The organism is Salegentibacter echinorum, assembly GCF_900129445.1.
GTDB classification, from domain to species: Bacteria; Bacteroidota; Bacteroidia; order Flavobacteriales; family Flavobacteriaceae; genus Salegentibacter; species Salegentibacter echinorum.
In genome coordinates this window covers 757,044-777,707 of the sequence record NZ_FQVT01000001.1, presented here as the reverse complement: position 1 = coordinate 777,707, position 20,664 = coordinate 757,044, and the positions used below count along the sequence as shown (strand labels likewise).

The 20,664-nt window shown below is 36.1% G+C and carries 19 protein-coding genes; 8 read left to right on the top strand and 11 right to left on the bottom strand.

Going from position 1 to position 20,664, the window contains the following annotated elements; genetic code table 11:
* Positions 1–243: 243 nt before the first annotated feature.
* The 3 genes from BUA71_RS17910 to BUA71_RS03490 are packed head-to-tail and all read left to right on the top strand — an operon-like array spanning position 244 to position 1,469.
* Entirely contained in the window at positions 244–366 is a 123-nt protein-coding gene (locus BUA71_RS17910) for a hypothetical protein (RefSeq protein ID WP_262506731.1), read from the top strand.
* Positions 366–527 (top strand): hypothetical protein, encoded by a 162-nt coding sequence (locus BUA71_RS17595; protein ID WP_175545931.1) that lies wholly within the window; start codon positions 366–368, stop codon positions 525–527. Before BUA71_RS17910 ends, BUA71_RS17595 begins: the two co-directional genes overlap by 1 nt.
* Positions 528–578: 51 nt before the next feature.
* Entirely contained in the window at positions 579–1,469 is an 891-nt protein-coding gene (locus BUA71_RS03490; RefSeq protein ID WP_072876710.1) for a CPBP family intramembrane glutamic endopeptidase, read from the top strand.
* Positions 1,470–1,557: 88 nt separating this feature from the next.
* Here the strand turns inward: BUA71_RS03490 and BUA71_RS03485 are convergent, their stop codons facing one another.
* The 3 genes from BUA71_RS03485 to BUA71_RS03475 all read right to left on the bottom strand — a co-directional run bounded on the left by BUA71_RS03485 (position 1,558) and on the right by BUA71_RS03475 (position 3,706).
* Positions 1,558–2,109: an SRPBCC family protein gene (locus BUA71_RS03485; protein WP_072876708.1), complete on the bottom strand. Its 552-nt coding sequence runs from the start codon at positions 2,107–2,109 to the stop codon at positions 1,558–1,560.
* A gap of 31 nt (positions 2,110–2,140) precedes the next feature.
* A complete protein-coding gene (locus tag BUA71_RS03480) occupies positions 2,141–2,791 on the bottom strand; it encodes a TrmH family RNA methyltransferase (RefSeq protein ID WP_072876706.1) in 651 nt (216 codons plus the stop codon).
* A 63-nt stretch (positions 2,792–2,854) separates the two neighbouring features.
* A complete protein-coding gene (locus BUA71_RS03475) occupies positions 2,855–3,706 on the bottom strand; it encodes a CHRD domain-containing protein (RefSeq protein ID WP_072876704.1) in 852 nt (283 codons plus the stop codon).
* 181 nt (positions 3,707–3,887) lie between these two features.
* On the opposite strand from BUA71_RS03475, the gene BUA71_RS03470 reads away from it, so the two are divergent.
* The 3 genes from BUA71_RS03470 (at position 3,888) to BUA71_RS03460 (ending at position 7,510) form a co-directional block, all read left to right on the top strand.
* Positions 3,888–4,586: an SIR2 family NAD-dependent protein deacylase gene (locus BUA71_RS03470; RefSeq protein WP_072876701.1), complete on the top strand. Its 699-nt coding sequence runs from the start codon at positions 3,888–3,890 to the stop codon at positions 4,584–4,586.
* A 76-nt stretch (positions 4,587–4,662) separates the two neighbouring features.
* On the top strand, positions 4,663–6,006 hold the full coding sequence (gene purB / locus BUA71_RS03465) for an adenylosuccinate lyase (RefSeq protein WP_072876699.1): 1,344 nt from the start codon (positions 4,663–4,665) through the stop codon (positions 6,004–6,006).
* Positions 6,007–6,355: 349 nt separating this feature from the next.
* A complete protein-coding gene (locus BUA71_RS03460; RefSeq protein WP_072876697.1) occupies positions 6,356–7,510 on the top strand; it encodes a hypothetical protein in 1,155 nt (384 codons plus the stop codon).
* Positions 7,511–7,589: 79 nt separating this feature from the next.
* Here the strand turns inward: BUA71_RS03460 and BUA71_RS03455 are convergent, their stop codons facing one another.
* The 4 genes from BUA71_RS03455 to BUA71_RS03440 all read right to left on the bottom strand — a co-directional run bounded on the left by BUA71_RS03455 (position 7,590) and on the right by BUA71_RS03440 (position 13,306).
* On the bottom strand, positions 7,590–9,053 hold the full coding sequence (locus BUA71_RS03455) for a lipopolysaccharide biosynthesis protein (protein WP_072876696.1): 1,464 nt from the start codon (positions 9,051–9,053) through the stop codon (positions 7,590–7,592).
* 3 nt (positions 9,054–9,056) lie between these two features.
* Complete coding sequence (locus BUA71_RS03450; protein ID WP_072876694.1) at positions 9,057–10,343, bottom strand: glycosyltransferase family protein; 1,287 nt, start codon at positions 10,341–10,343, stop codon at positions 9,057–9,059.
* Between the two features lie 66 nt (positions 10,344–10,409).
* Entirely contained in the window at positions 10,410–12,854 is a 2,445-nt protein-coding gene (locus tag BUA71_RS03445) for a YfhO family protein (protein ID WP_072876692.1), read from the bottom strand.
* 176 nt (positions 12,855–13,030) lie between these two features.
* Positions 13,031–13,306: a DUF4834 family protein gene (locus tag BUA71_RS03440; protein ID WP_072876690.1), complete on the bottom strand. Its 276-nt coding sequence runs from the start codon at positions 13,304–13,306 to the stop codon at positions 13,031–13,033.
* Positions 13,307–13,413: 107 nt separating this feature from the next.
* Between BUA71_RS03440 and BUA71_RS03435 the strand changes: the two genes are divergently transcribed.
* A complete protein-coding gene (locus tag BUA71_RS03435; protein WP_072876688.1) occupies positions 13,414–14,385 on the top strand; it encodes a transporter in 972 nt (323 codons plus the stop codon).
* 149 nt (positions 14,386–14,534) lie between these two features.
* Here the strand turns inward: BUA71_RS03435 and BUA71_RS03430 are convergent, their stop codons facing one another.
* The 3 genes from BUA71_RS03430 to BUA71_RS03420 all read right to left on the bottom strand — a co-directional run bounded on the left by BUA71_RS03430 (position 14,535) and on the right by BUA71_RS03420 (position 19,231).
* Positions 14,535–15,800, bottom strand: coding sequence for a cysteate-C-fatty acyltransferase (locus BUA71_RS03430; protein WP_072876686.1), 1,266 nt, complete (start codon positions 15,798–15,800; stop codon positions 14,535–14,537).
* Positions 15,801–15,946: 146 nt separating this feature from the next.
* Positions 15,947–16,984, bottom strand: a complete 1,038-nt coding sequence (locus BUA71_RS03425) for a cysteate synthase (protein WP_072876684.1) — start codon at positions 16,982–16,984, stop codon at positions 15,947–15,949.
* A gap of 186 nt (positions 16,985–17,170) precedes the next feature.
* A complete protein-coding gene (locus BUA71_RS03420) occupies positions 17,171–19,231 on the bottom strand; it encodes a S9 family peptidase (RefSeq protein ID WP_072876682.1) in 2,061 nt (686 codons plus the stop codon).
* A gap of 339 nt (positions 19,232–19,570) precedes the next feature.
* Between BUA71_RS03420 and BUA71_RS03415 the strand changes: the two genes are divergently transcribed.
* A complete protein-coding gene (locus BUA71_RS03415) occupies positions 19,571–19,894 on the top strand; it encodes a YbaB/EbfC family nucleoid-associated protein (RefSeq protein ID WP_072876890.1) in 324 nt (107 codons plus the stop codon).
* Positions 19,895–20,031: 137 nt separating this feature from the next.
* Here BUA71_RS03415 and BUA71_RS03410 read toward each other — a convergent pair whose 3' ends face one another.
* Complete coding sequence (locus tag BUA71_RS03410) at positions 20,032–20,547, bottom strand: redoxin domain-containing protein (RefSeq protein WP_072876680.1); 516 nt, start codon at positions 20,545–20,547, stop codon at positions 20,032–20,034.
* Positions 20,548–20,664: the final 117 nt, after the last annotated feature.

The following is a 20,664-nucleotide window of genomic DNA, read 5'->3' as shown; positions in this document are numbered from 1 at the left end:
TAAGACTTGAATTTCACGCAATTAAGAGCATTTATTCCGAAAAATTTGGTGTAAAACATAAAAATTCTATACTTTTACAACTATATCAAAAATTCTTTTCAGAAAAATACAGTTTTTTTAAGCTATAGAAATAGCCTTGTTTTATACTTATTCAAAGTATAAATCCCTTTGTGCATTACTCTTATTTCTTAAAATGAAATTTAGAAGTAATCGAGAATTTTTCTGACATTAAAAATTTTTAAAATGAAAGATCAAATAAATTTTCTAAAATTAGCGGGTATAATAATATCGGCCGTAATTCTTGTAATATTGATAGATTTCAGTCTTACAGCAGCGGTAAAAACTTTAAACCTGGGGCTTTTGTAATGAAAATAAATAAAATCAGATTAATAGGTTTATTTTTATTTTTAAGCGGAATTTTTATAAATATTTATGTTGATAAGAAACAATCAGGCTTTTATTCGGCAGCTGTTATAGGTTTTGGATTTATTATGCTTGTAGTTGGTAAAATGAAAGTGAAAACATAATTATTATTTCCTCAGCTAAAATTATAATCAAATTTACCCCCGGTAGAAGTAATGGAAAAAGACGATAAAAAGATGGGATGGATTAGGGTTTTACTAATCTTTCTACCCTATCTTACCATTGTAGGTGTTTTTCAGTTTGTAGCTTATATCATTATCGGTTATACTCCAAATGGAACAAATATCCCTAGAAGTTTAGCAGATCAAACAGTTATAAGTATTGCAACCTTGTTAGGTACTTTATCGGTCTTACATTTTTTTATAAAAAGCGTAGAAAAGAGAGAATTTCTAGACTTAGGCTTGAGTCTTACAGGCCGCATAAAGGATATCTTAATCGGAATTCTGGTAGGTTTTTTAATAATGGCTGTTGCATTTTTTATTTTGTTGTTTTTAAACGAGCTTCAGTTTTTAGCTTTTAATTTTAACGCAAAAAGTATCCTATTCTCAAGCCTGGTTTTTATTGCAGTAAGTATTGGCGAAGAATTATTATTTAGAGGCTATATTCAGCGTAATTTAATGTATAGCTTTAATGATTATATAGCACTTTTAATTTCAGCCGCTCTTTTCGCCCTGGCACATGGATTTAATCCCAACTTTAGCTGGATTGCGTTTACCGGCATTTTTTTTGCTGGGATATTGTTAGGTATTTCCTATCTCTTTACCAAAAACCTATGGTTTCCCATCGCTCTGCATTTTAGTTGGAATCTCTTTCAAACTTATTTTGGGTTCAACGTTAGCGGACAGGAGTTTTATTCTATTATTGAATTTCAAATTGCAGATAATAATATCATTAATGGAGGCGATTTTGGTTTTGAAGCTTCTATTCTTTCCTTACTTCTTCAGCTAATTCTTATTCTAACTATTTTTTTCTATTATAAAAAGCAAAATATTCGTTCTTTTAAAAAGTCTAAAATAAAATCATTAGCGAAACCTATTCAGAATTAATCATATTTTGGGAAATAACAGGGGATAAAATGAGGAGTGAATTACTTCAATTCCAGGTTAAGATTGCTCGCAAGCAAAGTTTTAAAAGTTAAACTTTTACTTTGCTAACTTTCACTTCTAAGTTTCTTTTTAATTTATTCAGAGCATTTTCAAAGTCTGCAGCGCATAACTTTTCCGGGCTGTAGAAAATACTCATTACCGATAGTGGAAAAGGCAAATTTCCCCTGGCTCCACAAACTACTTTAGATTTTCCGGGCTCCAATTCTTTAACCGCAAAATAAGTACGTATGCGTAATTTAATAGGACTCACAAATAATATCCTGGTTTCCATAAGGTTGGGCGGCTTAACTTTTGTAATTTTTTGTGTGCCCTCACCTACTGTTCTGTTATCACCTTTCCAATAAAACGTAGCGCCCATTTTTCCGTCTTCTCCCTTAAACTTTAGTACGGCTTGAGCAGTTTTTTTAAACCATTCAATCCATATTGGTTGTTTTTTTAATTGTCTTACATAACTAAAAATAAGTTCTTTGGGTGCATTTATAACTATAGTTCGACTCACGTCATAGCTCTTCTTAGCCCAGGCATGGAGAAATGCAATAAATGTAATAAAAGCTATAAGCAGGTAAAAAATTAGGGTCATGGGAGTAAATTAGCAGCCTAATTTAAGAAAATTATTGCTTGTATTGTGCGATTATACTTTCAGAATTTTTAACAGATTTTTGTAACCAGTTAAAATAAATGGATTTCGCTTCTTTTTCATCTAATTTCCAATCGATTTTACTGTTGCGAAGCCTGGAAGTAAGCGATTGAATGATTATGGCAGCAGCCACCGATATATTTAGACTTTCAGTAAAACCAAACATCGGGATTTTTAACTGTACATCTGCTTCACTAATAATATTATCACTTAAACCTTCTTTTTCGGTTCCAAAGAATATAGCTGAAGGTTTTTCTATAGCAAAATCTGAGAGCGCTGTACTTGCCGTCCCGGGTGTGGTTGCCACAATCTGGTAGCCTTTATTTCTTAGAGAAGCTAAACAATCTTCAGAAGATTTATAGGAGTTTATAGTGGTCCATTTTTGCGACCCCATAGCGATTTCCCTTTGAATATTTTTGGGTTTTCGCTCCTCAATTACGTGCAGGTTTTGAATTCCAAAAACCTCACAACTACGCATAACCGCACTGGTGTTGTGCAATTGATAGACGTCTTGCGTGGCTATGGTTAAGTGGTTAGTGCGCTGGGCAAGCACCTCTTTAAATAGTGACCTTCTATGTGGAGTTAAAAAGCTTTCTAAATGGGCAATAATTTCCTTTTCCTGCATGGGCTAAAAATAAAAAAGCCCAACAAAATGCTGGGCTTTTAATTAGAAAATATTTAAAAAATATTATTCTTCAGAAGCGTTTATACCAATATTTCCTTGTGCTTCAAGAGTTTCAAGATTATCTGCACTTTCATGTACATTAATATAACCATCAAAGTCAGTTAATTCTTCATAGTTAATCGCCGCACCTTCTTCCTCTTCGGTATCATCTAATTTGGCAACATTGGTCATACTTACACCGGTTGCACCATCTACAGAAGATAAGGTAACTGCTATTGCTCCTGGAGCATCTGCTACAGCTCCCATATGAATATGAGCTGGGTGTTCATCTCCATCTTCCGTTCCTTCTAAAGCAAGAGTTACTAACGTTTCCCCGTTTTCACGTTCCTGGAAAGTTGCAGTTCCGCTTACTCCTGATTCTCCTATCGAAGCAAGATCATAAGCTACCGATTCCCCGGTCAATTCGTTCGCACCAATATCGGTTTGCGCAACAACTGTTTCAAGTTCATCTGAGCTTAAATGTACATTAATATAACCATCATAGGTCACTAGCTCTTCGTAAGTGATAGTTTCACCATCTTCACCATCTAATGCAGTTACATCTGTAGTGCTAACCCCATCAGTAATTGGATTAAAAGTAACTACAATGTCACCACCTTCGGCAGCATTACCCATATGAATATGTGCTGGATGTACACTTCCTTCTTCAGTCCCATCAAGATCAAAATCTACGGTTGTGGTTCCGTCTTCATTTTCATTAAAAGTAACGGTACCTGTTACGCCAGAATCTCCCAATTCATTAAGAGTGTACTCTTTAGATTCACCTTCAAATGGTGGTGGAGTTGTTACATCGTCGTCGTCACTACAACTTGCCAATCCGGCTACAACTGCTAATCCTAATACAATTTTTTTCATTTAAATAAAATTTTAGATTATTAATTAATTCTCTCTAGAGATGGCAATAACAGTAAAAGGTTGCGTATTATTATGGGGTTTTTCTATATTTTAACTTCTTTTTTTTGTAGGTTGCTGAGAATCAGATTGAGGAAAAATAAGTTTAACAATATATTATATTTTAAAAAAATCAAATAGTTAAATGAAGAAGGTTGTAGTACTAACAGGCGCCGGAATTAGCGCAGAAAGTGGAATTAAAACTTTTAGGGATGCCAATGGCCTCTGGGAAGGACACGATGTGATGGAAGTGGCCTCACCCGAAGGTTGGGAAAAAAACCAGGAACTGGTTTTAGATTTCTATAATAAAAGACGCAGGCAATTGCTCACAGTTCAACCTAATGCCGCCCATAAAGCCCTGGCCGATTTACAAGAAGGCTTTCAAGTAGAAATTGTCACTCAAAATGTAGACGACTTACACGAAAGGGCCGGTAGTAAGAATGTAACGCATCTACACGGGGAATTGTTAAAAGCGAGAAGCACTTTCGATGAAAATCTGGTATTAGACTGGAAAGAGGACCTTAACAAAGGAGATTTTTGTGAATTCAATTATCAACTAAGGCCACACGTGGTTTGGTTTGGCGAAGCAGTTCCCATGTTCGAAGAAGCTTTAGAAATCGTTTCTAATGCAGATTTTTTGCTAATAGTAGGAACTTCCATGCAGGTTTATCCCGCCGCCGGACTTTTAGATTTTGCTCCTCGTGGAATTCCGGTTTATTTTATTGATCCCAAACCAAATATTTCAGAAAAAGACAATCTACATATCATTGCTGAAAAGGCGGTTAAAGGAGTACCAAAACTGGTAAAAGAATTGTTAGAGAATAAAAAAACTAACCTAAAATAGCTTGTAAAAGAATTAGGTTTTGAGTTTTAAAGATTAGTTTGAAGCAGTATCTTTACGACTTTTAATTTTCAAAACCATGTCCATGACACCCTTAACTGCCATTTCCCCTATTGATGGAAGATATCATTCCAAAACAAAACAGCTTTCAAAATACTTTAGTGAAGAAGCACTTATAAAATACCGGGTTAAGGTTGAAGTAGAGTATTTTATTGCCCTATGTGAACTGCCATTGCCCCAACTAAAAAAGGTTGATGCTTCTAATTTTGAAGCTTTACGAGACATTTATAAAAATTTTACCGGGATAGATGCACAAGCGGTTAAGGAAATAGAAAAGACCACCAATCACGATGTAAAAGCGGTGGAGTATTTTTTAAAAGAAAAATTTGATGCTTTAGGCCTGGAAGCTCATAAAGAATTTATTCATTTTGGCCTCACCTCCCAGGATATCAACAACACGGCAGTTCCTTTAAGTTTAAAAGACGCGGTTAATACTGAATATATCCCCGAGATAGAAGCAATAATCGCTAAATTAACCCAGCTTTCGCAAGATTGGGCCAATGTTCCATTATTGGCAAGAACACACGGCCAACCGGCTTCCCCTACCCGATTAGGTAAAGAGATAGAAGTCTTTATTACCAGGTTAGAATCACAATTGGATTTGCTGAATAAAGTACCTCATGCCGCCAAATTTGGTGGTGCTACCGGGAATTTTAACGCGCATAAAATTGCTTACCCAAACATAGATTGGAAAGATTTTGGAACCCGGTTTGTCCAGGAACAATTGGGATTGCACCACTCTTTTCCCACCACCCAAATTGAACACTATGATCAACTAGCCGCTTTATTTGATGGCTTGAAACGCATTAATACTATTTTAATTGATCTGGACAGGGATATTTGGACTTACGTTTCGATGGATTATTTTAAGCAGAAAATTAAAAAAGGAGAGATTGGTTCTTCGGCAATGCCGCATAAAGTAAACCCTATAGATTTTGAAAACAGTGAAGGAAACCTGGGAATTGCCAATGCTATTTTTGAACATTTATCGGCTAAATTACCCATTAGTCGTTTACAACGGGATTTAACCGACAGTACCGTGCTTAGAAATATTGGGGTACCCCTGGGACATACCAGCATTGCTTTTAAAAGTACATTAAAAGGACTGGATAAATTATTGCTGAATAAAGATAAATTAAATGAAGACCTGGAAGCCAACTGGGCTGTGGTTGCCGAGGCAATCCAAACCATACTGCGCAGGGAAGGTTTTAAAAATCCGTATGAGGCTTTAAAAGGTTTAACGCGCACCAACGAAAGAATTAATAAAGAAAGCATTGCTAATTTTATTGAAACTTTAGCTGTTTCTGAAGCAGTTAAAGAGGAATTGAAAAAAATAACTCCGCAGAATTATACTGGGATTTAAGTAAGAAAAACCTGAAGATATTGTGTTTTTCACCTATCAGTCACAATGTTTACGGAATATTCAAAGAATTTTTTGAAGTAAAACCTCACAGTTTTAAAAAGCTGTGAGGTCTCATATATAAGAACTTATTCTAACAGATTTTGTTTGAAACATAATTTTAAGAGGTACTCTTACAGACATTAAATTTGACTATTTATAGAATTATATTGATGGCATGCTACTATCCTTCTAAATTCTTCTACTCTACTACCATTTTAACCTTATAAAATAAGCCTTAATTTTTTTGGCACGCGCTTTGTATTTTATACAATGAATCTGGATTTTCTGGAATTCACTCAAAGAAAATATTATGAAAAAACTTATACTTCTTTTTAGCTTTTTATTACTTGGTTCAAACCTGGTAAAAGCTTCTAATATAAACTCTAGAAATTACTATAAAGACGCAATCATATTTATAGAAGGCGGAGTTGAGTTTGCCATTTATCCAAATGGGGAGTTCGATTTTTATTACAATCCCGAATTTCAAACTACCAACGTGGTAAATATTTCGGCGCCCAATGTGAATATTAGTTATAACTCTGGCTATAATTACGAGCCTTATATTCAATATGACGATTATGGTGCGGTAATTCAAATTGAAAGCGTTCCTGTTTATTACGATTACTACGGAAGAATAATTCGTGCCGGGGGAATCTACATCGATTATAACCGGCACGGTCGTATAAGCAGGCTGGGGGGACTTCGAATAAACTATAACAGGTTTAACCGGGTTACCAATTATTCTGGATACATCAATAATTACAACCGAAGTTATACATACAGGCCCTGGCATCAATATTATTCAAGGCCGAGGGCCAATGTAAGTATCGTTTTTGGACAGCCTTATCGTGCTTATTACCGCCCAAATAGAGTAACTTATGTGCAGCACGTAAATTATTACAACAATCATTATTCTTCTTCAAAACCCAATTATAATTTTTACCGTCCAAACCAAAAGGTAAAATCTTATAACAAAGGTAGAAGGACCTCTTCAAAAAGAGATTTAGACGGACTTGCTATTAGGGAAAATAGGTATGTTTCCTCTAAAAATGTAAGAAGTAATAAGAATTCCAGTAGAAGCTCAGCGAAAACAACCCGAAGAAGAACCACCAATGCTTCCCGAAAAACAGCGAATAGCTCTAACGAAAGGGCAAGCAGAACTTCCAGGTCGAGAAGAAACACAAGCGCAACAAAAAGCAGAAACAGCAGCAGAAGCAATACAAGAGCAACACGCAGTAGTTCTTCGAGAGCGCGAAGTAATAATTCTGGAAGAAGTAATCGTGCTAGAAGTACTTCCCGTAGTTCTAGTAATTCCAGGGCCACCGCTCCTACCCGCAGTAGAAGTAGAGCAAATAAAAGCTCTGGATCGAGAAGTTCTCGCGCTTCCAGAAGTAGTAGAAGTAGCAGTAGAAAATCTTCAGGCTCAGGGAGAAGTTCGGCACGGAATATGAGTAGTAGTAGATAAGAAATTCATAAGTTAATTTTTTGGTTGGTTAGTTGGAAACCCCTCGAAATGTGAAAACGTTTCAGGGGTTTCCCGTTTTTTAACCTTTTTTTATCCCAAAGACCTGATTGATAATTCTTTTTACTTCCGAAGAAAAATTTAAGAAATAAGCTAGCCCCAAATAACTTAAACTAATTAGAATAGACTTAAACCCTATATTCAGCAAAGGATGAAAAGTAAAATCCCAAAAATAAAAACATAAGCTTAATAGCGTTCCCAGCAAAAGTATAAGCCAGGTTTTTGAAGTAAACGGTAGAAATCTGAACTTGCGGTACACCAACAAGATTTTAGCCGAATTATATAGAAAAAAAGCAATAAAAGTGGCTATTGCAGCGCCATCAATTCCCAGCCTTGGAATAAAGATAATGTTTAAAACTACAGCTAATACCACCAGGCTTAAACCAATTACCAGCACTATTCGATAATAATCTGAATTAAATAATATGCTATTATTGTTGCCCAACAAATTATCATAAAGCTTAACTAATGAAATGAGTAAAACCACCAATACACTTAACTCATATTCATCTGGAATTAATTCGTATAATTGTTTCACGTTGCTAAGAATAAGGATAAAGATTAGTCCGCTTATAATAAGTAAGTTGAGTGAGCTTTTTTTATAGAGTTCTTCCAGCTTGTCTTTATGCCTATTATTCAAATATTCAGCAGTTAAAGGATGCGTGATTTGATGCATTGCTTTTTGCGGTACCGAGATTACTGTGGCTATATAAACGGCAATTCCATAAATCGCCACATTTTCTATAGGAAGGAAATACTCGATCATTACTTTGTCCAAATCCAATAAAGCAGTAGCGATAGAAGCCGCTATTAAAATTAAGGCCGTATATTTTAAAACCGGCGATAGTTGCTTCGGAAATTTAAAACTAAACTGAGGAACATACAAAGAAAAGGCATAGATACCCATGGCCAGTAAACGCAAAACAAACACCCCGGCGATGCAATAAATAAATTGGTGTACACTAAGCCAGTTTAAATATACCGCCACGAGTAGAAGACTAATACAAAACCTTTGAAAAACTTCTTTCATAAAATTCCCAAAAACGCTTTTATAAAAGAGTTTAGACCAGGCAAAGAATATTTCGAAATAAGTTGAGGCAAAAGCAATTACAAATATGAGCCATATATAAGGTCTTACCAGGCTATTTCCTTTAGTGAAATAGCCAATTAGAAAATCATAAGCTACGTAAGCCAGTAAGCCCAAAACCAAACTAACCACAATCGGTAAAATTAATACCAGGTTTAAGAGCTTGTCTTTTTCTTCTTTTTTTCTGTAAAAAGTAAAAAATTTCACCAATGTATTAGGAACGCCAAAAGCCATAAAAGGCCATACTAAATTGGCTGCTGAAAGTAAAAAGGTCACCAGCCCATAATATTCCTGCTCTAAAAAATAAGTATATAAAAAAAGGGTATTAATGGCCCCAATACCAAAACCAAAATAAGTGGTAACCATGTTCTTAAAAGACTGCTTGATAATAACGCCCATTCCCTATTTTTTTAAGACTGAAACCAATTTTGCAGTCAGGTTTTTGCGGCTGTATTGTGCGATGTTTCCATTAGTGAAATTAGGTTCTTTTGCTTTAAAAGCCTTGTATTGTTTTAATATCGTGTCTTTAAGTTTCTTATTATCATTATAGGCAAAAGTTTTTCCTGCGCCGGTTTCTTTTAGAATTTGCTCCACATCCCATTTATCTGGCCCCACCGCTAAAATGGGGCGCCGGGAATTTAAATACTCAAAAAGCTTCCCCGGAATAATTCCGCGGGTTTCCAGACTATTGATCTCGATTAATAGTAGCAACCGACTTTCTTTTTGCATTTTTAAAGCTTGATTATGGCTTAAATACCCCGGTAAATTTAGGTGATCTTCTAAGCCCACAGCTTTTATCGAGGCGACCACTTCTTCACTAACGGTGCCTGCCAGGTTTAACTGCAAGTCTTTCGAAAAAGTTGAACTCTCCCTGCAAATTTCAGCAATCGATTTCCAAAGATTTATAGGATTCCGTTCAGAAAGTAAAGAGCCAATATGGGCGATACTAAATCGATCGTCTAAACCTACTTTTTCATCTACATCATTCTCTTCTTCAAAGCCGTTGGTAATTACTGTAATAGGTTTGTTTGTTTTTGCTGAAAATTCTCTCTTTGTGGTAAAGCTAGTGGTGATTATTTCATCGGCGGTATTTAAAACTTCCAGCTCCAAAACTTTATGTTTCTGCCGATTCTTTTTTGTAAGCTTTAATTTCTTGTGATAGCCAATTTGCGTCCAGGGATCCCTAAAATCGGCGGTCCACTTTAGCTTTAACTCTTTTTTTAACTTTAAGCCAATAAGATGCAGGCTATGTGGCGGCCCGGTAGTAATAATTTGGTCTATCGTTGTTTTTTCTAAATAATCTTTTAAAAATTTAACTGATGGTTTTATCCAGAATTTCCGGGCATCGGGAATAAATAAATTACCTCTTATAAAAAGCATGGATTTTTGGAGAAAAGACTGATTTTCTTCCGCAGCGATTATTCCTTTGCTAATAGTTTTCGATTGCTTCTTAGAAAAGATGCCCGCTAACGCGTAGGGTTCAAAAATAGGTTGTTTTAAAATTTCAATTCCATTTGGCACCTCTTTTTCAAAAGAAATATCGCGCATGGGATAAGTAGGATTTTCAGGAATATAAACAACCGGTTCAAAATCAAAATCTCTTAAATACTTTACAAACTTAAGCCAACGTTGCACGCCGGGACCACCGGCCGGAGGCCAGTAATAAGTTATGATAAGTACTTTTCTCATCTAATATAATAGATTTAAAACAGGACAATTAAGTATATTCCTGTCTTTTTTACGATTCCTTCCCTCCTATTCTGTAGCTTTCGGTCCTATTTGAGATTTGCTTTTACGGGATTTGTAATAAAATCCACCTAAAATAATTAACACCAAAACTATAGAACTTGCCAGGGCAATGTTGCTCCCGGTGTTCACTACCTGGGGCTCAAACCTAAAAGTCACCGTATGTTCTCCCGCAGGAATATTCATAGCCCGCAACACATAATTTGCTCTTACGTGAGTTACAGGCTTGTTGTCTATGTAAGCTTGCCAGCCCGGTTGATAGTACATTTCAGAAAAAACAACAAATTGCGAGGAGTTAGAACTTGTTTTATAAATTAATTCATTAGGTTGATAGCTTTCCAGACTAATTGCAGCAGTTTCACCCGCATTAAAATCTTTAGAAATTTGATCCTGAAATTCTTTATTAATAATTGCTGTGTTTTTAAGGTTTGTTTCTTTTAAACTCAGTATTTCCTCATTAGCCGAATCTACCCATTTTATATCATTTACAAACCAGGCATTGCCAAATGCATTTGGGTTTTGTTGGGCTTGTGGCGTTCCGTTTTCCGAAGGAACAATAAAATATTTGGCGTTCAACATATTTAAAACCGCCATATTGTTTTGCGAGATATAAAAATCGAAAAGATCTTGTATACGGCCCGGTTTGGCTGCATGGTAACCTCCTATACTTTTATGAAAATATGAAGTTCGGCCGGTATTAAAGGGACTTCCGGAAACGTCAAAAACCCGGTAGTGTCCTTTATCCTGCAAGATATTTTTATCGGCTTGCGTTGGTGAAAATGGTTTATCCATTTTACTGGCGATCACAAAGTCATCATTATTTACATAGCGTTTATCTACAGGAATAAGATCTACCAAAATCAAAAGTGCAAGTGCTGGTACTACCCAGTTTTGTTTAATTTTCTGCTGAATATAAAGCCAGATAACCGCAATTGTTAGGCCTGAAAAGAGCAGTGACCTAAGTATATCTTCAGTATAAATTGCCTTTCTATCCTCTTTAAGCGCCCGTACAAAATCGGCTCCCAATTGCTGAATTAAGGCGGCATCCCCTGCGCCACTGTAATCGAATAATGCAGCGCCAAATAGCAACAGGACTAAACCAAGGCCACCTACAATTATTCCACTCCATTTAAGAGCATATAGTTTAGTTTCTTTTTGCTGTTTGGGATCAAAAAGTTTATAAAGTCCAAAAACCGCTAAAACCGGCACACATAATTCTATAATTACCTGTATGGAAGAAACAGCCCTAAATTTATTATATAACGGCACATAATCAATAAAAAACTCAGTAAGGAAACCAAAATTCTTTCCCCATGAAAGAAGTAAAGCCAGTAAACTACCGCCAACAATCCACCATTTTAATCGGCCTCTAACGAGGTAAAGTGCAAAAACAAAAAGAAATAAAACGGTAGCACCAATATAGGCCGGAGCACCCACAAAAGGTTGATCTCCCCAATAAGTAGGTGCGTTTTCTGCTAAGTCTGCTGCCTGCACAGGCGAGGCTCCAAGCTTAATTAGAGCATCATAAATTTCAGCATCTTTACCTATATTTTCGGCGTTAGAACCACCCATAAACCTGGGAATAAACAGATTTAAAGATTCCACGATTCCGTAGCTGTATTCGGTGATATAATCGAAAGTTAATCCCGCGGCAGGTTTATCTGCATCATTGGGTTTAATCGTTAAACCAGTATCCCCACGAGTACTATGGGCTGTATATTCTTGCGTAGCCAATAAATTTGTAGCATTGGCTCCTATGGCTAATATCACTGCAACCACCATTATTCCCAGGGATTTAAAATATTGCGGAAGCTTGTTCTTTCTAAAGGCATCCACAAGATAAGCGATTCCCAGTGTTATTACCAACAATAATAAGTAATAAGTCATTTGAAAGTGATTAGCACCAATTTGCAGCGCCATTCCCAAAGCCAATACCAGAAAACCCCACAGGTATTTTTGTCTAAATGTGAGGATTATACCGCCTAAAACCAATGGCATATAAGCAATAGCGTGAGCCTTGGCATTATGCCCTACTCCTAAAATGATAATGAGATAAGTAGAAAAACCAAAAGCTAAAGCTCCCAGGAAAGCAAGCCTAAAACCTAATTTTAAACACAATAACAGAATATAAAACCCAATAAAATACAGAAAAAGATAATCGGCAGGACGTGGTAAAAACCGTAAGACAGTATCCAGCTTTTTCACATAATTATGTGGATAATATGCGCCGAGTTGAAAAGTAGGCATCCCACCAAAAGCTGAATCTGTCCAATAAGGTTCTTCACCGGTTTGATCCCTAAAATCATTTTGCTGCTTAGCCATCCCGATATATTGCACAATATCGCTCTGAAAAATCTTTTTACCCTGCAGCACGGGACTAAAATAAAATAAGGAAATAATTACGAAGCCTACCAAAACACGTAGATGCGGTAGGATTTTTTTAAAATTGGCCATCTATAATTTTTTAGATCACTTTTTCTTTAGAAGAATAAAACATCTATGAATATTCCATTAAGGTCGAATGTTTGACCTAAATACCTCACAGGTCTTCGAGACCTGTGAGGTATTTGCTTTCGGATTTCAATAATCTATTGAACGTTTTTATACTTTAAAGGATTTAGAAATCGAAATTAATCAATTTCCTCGTAATCTATATATTCCCCAACATCTTTATTGGAAGATCGGCGGTTTTTAGGCTTTTTATCAATGCTAACCTTACCTTCTTCTTCCTGCGAAGAAGGTCTTTGTTGTTTTTTAAACTGTTGTTCAAAGCGTTTTCCCATTTTCCTTAGAAAATATTTTAAAAGCAGTGGACCAAACCATTTTATTAGCAATTTAAAGCCAAAATATACTAATAGAATGATTAGAATCGTTTCTAATACATCGGAAAAAGAAGCTTCTAACATTTCTTAAATCTTTTTGCAAAAATAAAAATAAGCCGGGAGAAACGTAGTATTAGCCTGCTAAAAAAATAATAAATCTACTATCTTTGAAACCACAAAAACCTCTTACTATGCATTATTTAAAAGCCAGCCTCGCTTTTATTTTCTTCGGAATTTTCTCTGCCAATGCGCAATATACAGAAACTATTAATTCTAACCGTCCGGGAGAATCCCAGGGAGCCTATGCGGTGGGGAAAAATGTATTACAACTGGAAGCCGGGGGGTATTATGACAGCCAGAATCACGATCTCTTAAGAAGTGACACCGATATCTTTGGTGCTCGTTACGAGGTACGTTATGGTTTACTCACCGAAATACTGGAGCTTCATTTTTCAGGTTCATTTCAAAACCAGCTTACCAATCAACCAGTAGCCGGAATTATGAAGGAAACAGACATCACCAACTTTAGGTCTAATATTTTGGGAGCTAAATTTCTTCTATTTGATCCCGAAATACATGTACCGGAAAGAAAAGTAAATTTATATAGCTGGAAAGCCAATCAACGTTTTAACTGGCGAACGCTAATCCCCGCAGTTGCTGTTTATGGTGGCGCTAATCTTTTATGGTGGGATAATCCTTATAAATTTCAAGGAGAATCTGTGATAAGTCCTAAAGCTGCGCTTATCACCCAACATAATTGGGGAAATTCGGTGTTAGTTATGAATTTTATAGCCGATAAATTTACAGAAGAATATCCTTCTTATGGCGGTATATTTACACTCACTCACGCCATTACCCCCGAGTTTGCGATTTTTGGCGAATTTCAAACCTATATAAGTGATCTTTATGCCGATGACATTGTACGCGGTGGTGCAGCTTATTTATTTTCCAAAGATTTCCAGGTAGATGTTTCAGGGCTGGTAAACTTTAAAGATACACCTTCCCGCTGGCAAGTAGCAGCCGGAGTTTCTTATCGTTTCGACTTTCACGACGATAATGAATATATTGAAGATACTTATGAAGGAAACAGGGATCAAAGAGGTCAGGAATTGGAAGAAAAAGGCTACTATAAACAAAATGAAAGAAATAAAAACGAAAATTAATTGGGATTGCTGTAGATGAGAACCTAACTAACTGTTATTTAATTTTTAAATACCTTTTTTCATTTTGTTTGTTCGCCCAAAGATTTATTCCAAAGAAAAAACCGTTTAAAGATCTTAAACGGTTTTATAATTTTTGAAATAATCTTATGCTACATTTTTCCTGCCATAGCAGCGGTTACCGATGCAGATAGGCGTTTATAAGTTCCATTTTCCAGGCGCTCTCTTATAGCAGAAAATGCTGTAATAGTTTCTTCTACATCTTTTAGCGTATGCGAAGCGGTAGGAATCATTCTCAATAAGATAAGTCCTTTAGGAATTACCGGATATACTACAATGGAGCAGAAAATCCCGTGTTTCTCCCTAAGGTCTTTTACCAGTGCCATAGCTTCTGGAATACTTCCTTTTAAGTAAACCGGGGTCACACAGCTTTGCGTAGTTCCTATATCAAAACCGTTCTCTTTAAGACCATTTTGCAAAGCATTTACATTTTCCCATAGCTTTTCTTTAAGCTCTGGCATAGACCTAAGCATTTCCAGGCGTTTTAAAGCACCAATCACCAATTGCATCTGCAAGGATTTTGCAAACATTTGGGAACGTAAATTATATTTTAAATAATCAATAATTTCTTTATCGGCGGCGATAAAGGCTCCTGTACTGGCGAGAGACTTGGCGAAAGTGGCAAAATAAACATCAATTTCATCCTGCACGCCCTGTTCTTCACCTGCACCTGCTCCAGTTTTGCCAAGTGTTCCAAAACCGTGGGCATCATCAACAAAAAACCTGAAATTATATTTCTTTTTAAGCTCAACAATTTCTTTGAGTCTTCCCTGTTCTCCACGCATACCAAATACCCCTTCAGAAATAAGTAAAATTCCTCCTCCGGTTTGCTCAGCTATCTTAGTGGCGCGTTCCAGGTTCTTTTCAATACTATCAAGATCATTGTGTTTATAAGTAAAGCGCTGGCCAAGATGTAAACGAACCCCGTCGATAATACAGGCATGGGCATCTACATCGTAAACAATAACATCTTTTTTGGAAACCAAAGCATCTATGGTAGAAACCATTCCCTGGTATCCAAAATTAAGCAAATATGCCGATTGTTTGTGAACAAAAGAAGCCAGCTCATCCTGTAGTTTTTCGTGCATTTGGGTATGGCCACTCATCATTCTGGCCCCCATAGGATAGGCTGAACCATACTCGGCAGCGGCTTCAGCATCTACCTTTCTCACCTCGGGATGATTCGCCAATCCCAGGTAATCATTGATACTCCAGGTAACTACTTCCTTTCCCCTAAATTTCATACGATTAGAAATTGGACCTTCCAGTTTTGGAAATACAAAATATCCTTCAGCCTGGTCTGCCCATTTTCCCAGGGGCCCCTTATCCTTATATATTTTATCAAATAAATCCTTCATCCATCAAAATTTTTTCGAGCTGCAAAAGTAGTTAAATTTGGCTCAATTTTACAATGTTATTTCTTCAGTAACAGCAAATAGAACAAAGCATCCACGTTGATGAGGATGCTTTTAATATTTTTCTACTGAAAAAATTCAAAATATGTTTATTTTATAGTTTCTATAGGCTCTGCCTCTACGTTTTCAGTATCAAAAAAGCCCTGTTCCTCCATCCAGTCATCACTAAAGACTTTTCCCATATATCGGGAACCGTGATCTGGGAAAATTGCTACCACATTGCTATTTTCGTCGAATTCTCCTTCTGCAGCCAGCTGTTTAAGACCCTGGGTAGCGGCACCACTGGTGTAACCTACAAAAAGCCCCTCTACTTTAGCAAGTTCCCTGGCCGTGTGGGCACTATCCTCGTCACTTACTTTTACAAAACGATCTATAATTTCAAAATCTGTGGCCGAAGGAATTAGGTTTTTGCCCAATCCTTCAATTCTATAAGGATAAATCTCATTGGCATCAAATTCTTTTGTTTCGTGATATTTTTTTAACACCGAACCAAAAGCATCTATTCCAATAACTTTTAAATTGGGGTTTTGAGCCTTTAAATATCTTGCTGTTCCAGAAATTGTACCTCCGGTACCGCTACAAGCGATTAAGTGGGTTAATTTACCTTCGGTTTGTTTCCAAATTTCAGGACCGGTAGAATTAAAATGAGCATCAATATTCAACTCGTTGAAATATTGATTGATATATACTGAATTTTTAGTTTCCCCGTGCAATCTTTTGGCTACTTCATAATAAGACCTGGGATCATCTGCAGCAACGTGAGCTGGGCACACATAAACTTTAGCTCCCATGGTTTTAAGCATGTCTATTTTATCCTTAGACGCTTTAGAGCTCACGGCCAAAATACAATCATAACCTTTTATCACACTCACCATAGCAATACTAAACCCGGTATTACCCGAGGTAGTTTCTATAATTGTACTGCCGGGTTTAAGAATACCTTTTCTTTCGGCTTCTTCAATAATATAAAGAGCGATACGGTCTTTTGCAGAATGCCCGGGATTAAAAGCTTCTACCTTAGCGAAAAAAGTGCCTTTAAAGTTTCGGGTTATTTTATTTAAGTGAATCAATGGGGTATTACCAATTAATTGTAATACGTTGTCATATACTTGCAAATCTTCTTTCATAAATCGAAGTTCTTTACAAAATTTGAGTTTAACAACACATTCTCTTTTAAGTGAAGAAAATATGGCTCAATTGAGCAGTGAAAGTTTTATAATTTGCAAGTTTGTAGCTTTTGGAACCTTATTAAGGTTCACTTTTACCAAAAAAAGAAATCATAAAACCATTCAAATTTAAGGCATTTTTTTGAATTAGCCTTGAATTCCTTCTAAATCCAGTAAAAAAGCATACTCTTCGGCTACCTCTTTTAAAGCTTCAAATCGCCCGGAAGCTCCGCCGTGACCGGCATCCATATTAATATGGAATAAAAGTAAATTTTTATCTGTTTTCAACTCTCTTAATTTAGCTACCCATTTTGCCGGTTCCCAATACTGCACTTGCGAATCATGTAAACCTGTAGTTACAAGCAAATTAGGGTAACTTTGAGCAACAACATTATCATAAGGGGAATATTTCTTAATATATTCGTAATAATCCTTTTCATTGGGATTTCCCCATTCGTCATATTCCCCGGTAGTTAGTGGAATACTATCATCTAACATCGTCGTCAAGACATCTACAAAAGGAACTGCCGCAATAGCTCCATTATAAAGTTGTGGCGCCATATTAATCACGGCACCCATCAATAATCCACCGGCAGAACCTCCCATTGCATATAAATGTGCCGCAGAAGTATATTTTTTTGCTATTAATGCTTCTGAAACATCTATATAATCGGTAAACGTATTTATTTTCTTAAAAAGTTTTCCGTTTTCATACCAATCCCGTCCCAGGTACTCTCCCCCACGTATATGGGCTATCGCATAAATAAAGCCTCTATCTAACAAACTTAAGCGTACACTAGAAAAATAGGGATCTATAGTTGCGCCATAAGAACCGTAGGCATATTGTAGCAAAGGATTATTTCCATTTTTTTCTATTCCCTTTTTATAAACCAAACTAACTGGAATTTTGGTGCCGTCTTTCGCAGTTGCCCAAATACGCTCTGAGGTATAGTTATCTTTATCAAATTCACCGCCTAAAACCTCCTGTTCTTTCAGAATGGTTTTATCACGGGTTTTCATATTAAAATCTATTACCGAAGTTGGCGTGCTTAGATCATTATAAGCGAACCTCAGAACTTCGGTATCAAAATCTGGGTTTATGGAAGTGAAAACCGTATAGGTTTCATTGTCAAATGGGATATGATAGGTTTCAGATTCATCCCAGCGCATTACTTTTATTTTATTTAAGCCTTCGTGACGTTCACTTACTACCAGATACTCTTTAAAGATATCAATATCTTCCAATAGATAGTCCTTGCGGTGTGGTACCACATCAACCCAATTTTCTTTTTGAGTTTTTTCTACCGGCGTTTTCATAAGTTTAAAGTTGGTAGCTTTATCCTTATTGGTTAACACGTAAAAGTGGTCTTCAAAATGAGCTATGGCATATTCCAAACCACGTTCCCGCGCTTGAAAAACCTTAAATTCTCCGTTTGGATCGCTGGCGTTTAAAATTTGATACTCTGTTGTGAGGGTGCTATGACTCCCAATTATGATATATTCTTTAGATTTAGACTTATACACGGAAGTATTAAACGTCTCGTCTTTTTCTTCAAAAACCAGTTCATCTTCAGTAGAATTGGTACCTAGAATATGTTTGTAAATTCGATATGACCTAAGCGTTTTTTCGTCCTTCTTAGTGTAAAAAAGTGTTTTATTATCATTAGCCCAGGTAGAACCACCGGTTGTATTTTCTATTTTATCGCTATAGATTTTTCCCGTTTCCAGGTTTTTTATCTGAATGGTATATTTTCGACGGCTTACATTATCTACACCAAAAGCCACCATCTTATTATCTGGACTTATATTTAATCCGCCAAGGCTATAGTATTCAAAATCTTTAGCCATTTCATTTACATCAAAAAGCAATTCTTCCGGAGCTTCTAAATCACCTTTTTTTCTAGAATATATAGGATAATCTTTGCCCTCTTCAAACCGAGTAAGATACCAATACCCGTTTAGTTTATAGGGAACCGATTGATCTGCCTCTTTAATTCTCCCTTTCATTTCATCAAACAATCGCGCCTGGAAATCTTTCGTATGAGCAGTCATCTTATCATTGTAAGCATTCTCCTCATTTAGATAGGCAATTACTTCAGGATTTTCCTTTTCGTTCATCCAATAATAATCATCGATCCTTAAATCGCCATGAGCTTCCAGTTTTTTCGGTATTTTCTTTGCCTTTGGGGGTAAAATTTCTTTTTTCAAATCTGCAGTTTTTTAACGCGCACAAAGTTAAGTTTTAATTGTAAAATACATAATACTCAACCTACTATTAGAAATATGATGGCCTTCACTGTGCTTTTTAAGGTATATAATAAGGAATTAATTTTTGATTCAGCTGAAATTACCAATTTTTAAATCAGGGAGGTTTCTACTGCGCCCGAACTAAGATAAAGCATTGTTTTTTAATAAATTACAATCCCACTTTGAGCGCAGTCGAGAAGTCTTTCAATGAATTGTTTTAGTTCAATAATTATTGAGGACGATATTAATCCTGATGTTAATTTTAGTAAATTTGTATTTACAATTTTAAAAAAAGAGACTATGTTTGGAGATATGATGGGTATGATGAATAAAATAAAGGAAACCCAGGAAAAAGTTGAAGCGACAAAAGAACGTTTAAAAACCGTTACCTTAGAAGAGAAATCCAGTGACGATTTACTTAAAGTTACCATTACTGCAACCCGGGAAATTAAAAATATAAGCGTTGCCGATGAACTGCTTGAAGATAAGGAACAACTGGAAGATTACCTGGTTTTAACCTTGAACAAAGCTATAAACAAAGCATCTGAAATTAACGAAGCTGAACTCGCAGCAGTTGCCAAAGATGGAATGCCCGATATTCCCGGTTTGGACCAGTTGAAATAGCTGCAAATCTTTGTAAAACAATTAGACCTCACAGTCCCGATAGTTCGGGACTGTGAGGTCTCTTTTATTGAGGACGCTTGTAACCGATTTAGGACGGAATTTTTTTTGCAAGCTACATTACTATTTGTAGGCTTTCCTTAAGCCTCTCCCCTAGCCGGATAATCTTTTTCCAAAACAAAATCTATAGCTTTTAGCAACTCATCAAATTTTGGCCTGGCAAAGGGCATAGTTTGAATAGATGCGGCGTAAAGCATATTGTCTGGCTTTATTAAGAACAAAGCGGGTTCAAAAAACACCTCAGGTTCATTATCATTTATTCCTTCAGAAACATATAAATCCCATTTTCTGGAATCGGCGGTTTCCAGACCATATCCTATGGTTAAATTATCCACATTCCACTCTTCTACCGTTTTTTCGGCTAGTTCTTTATTATTTGCACTAATGCAAATTATGTTTACACCTTTCTCCTCAAATTTTTCCACTTTTTCATTCAATTCCTGCAAATAAGATTTACAAACAGGACAGTGCAAACCTCGATAAAACACAACCATTGTAAAATTTTCTGAATTTTGCTCCCGCAAATCCCATTTCATTCCACTAGTGGTTTCTACTCGTAAATTTGGCACTTCTTTTCGTGGTAAGACATTTTTCATAATAATTCATTTTTTCTATTGTTGAAAATTACAATTTATGTCATCCAATCTTATTAAAACTATGATAAGCTATGGTTAAAATTTTCTTGTAATACAAATTTATAATTTCACATATTA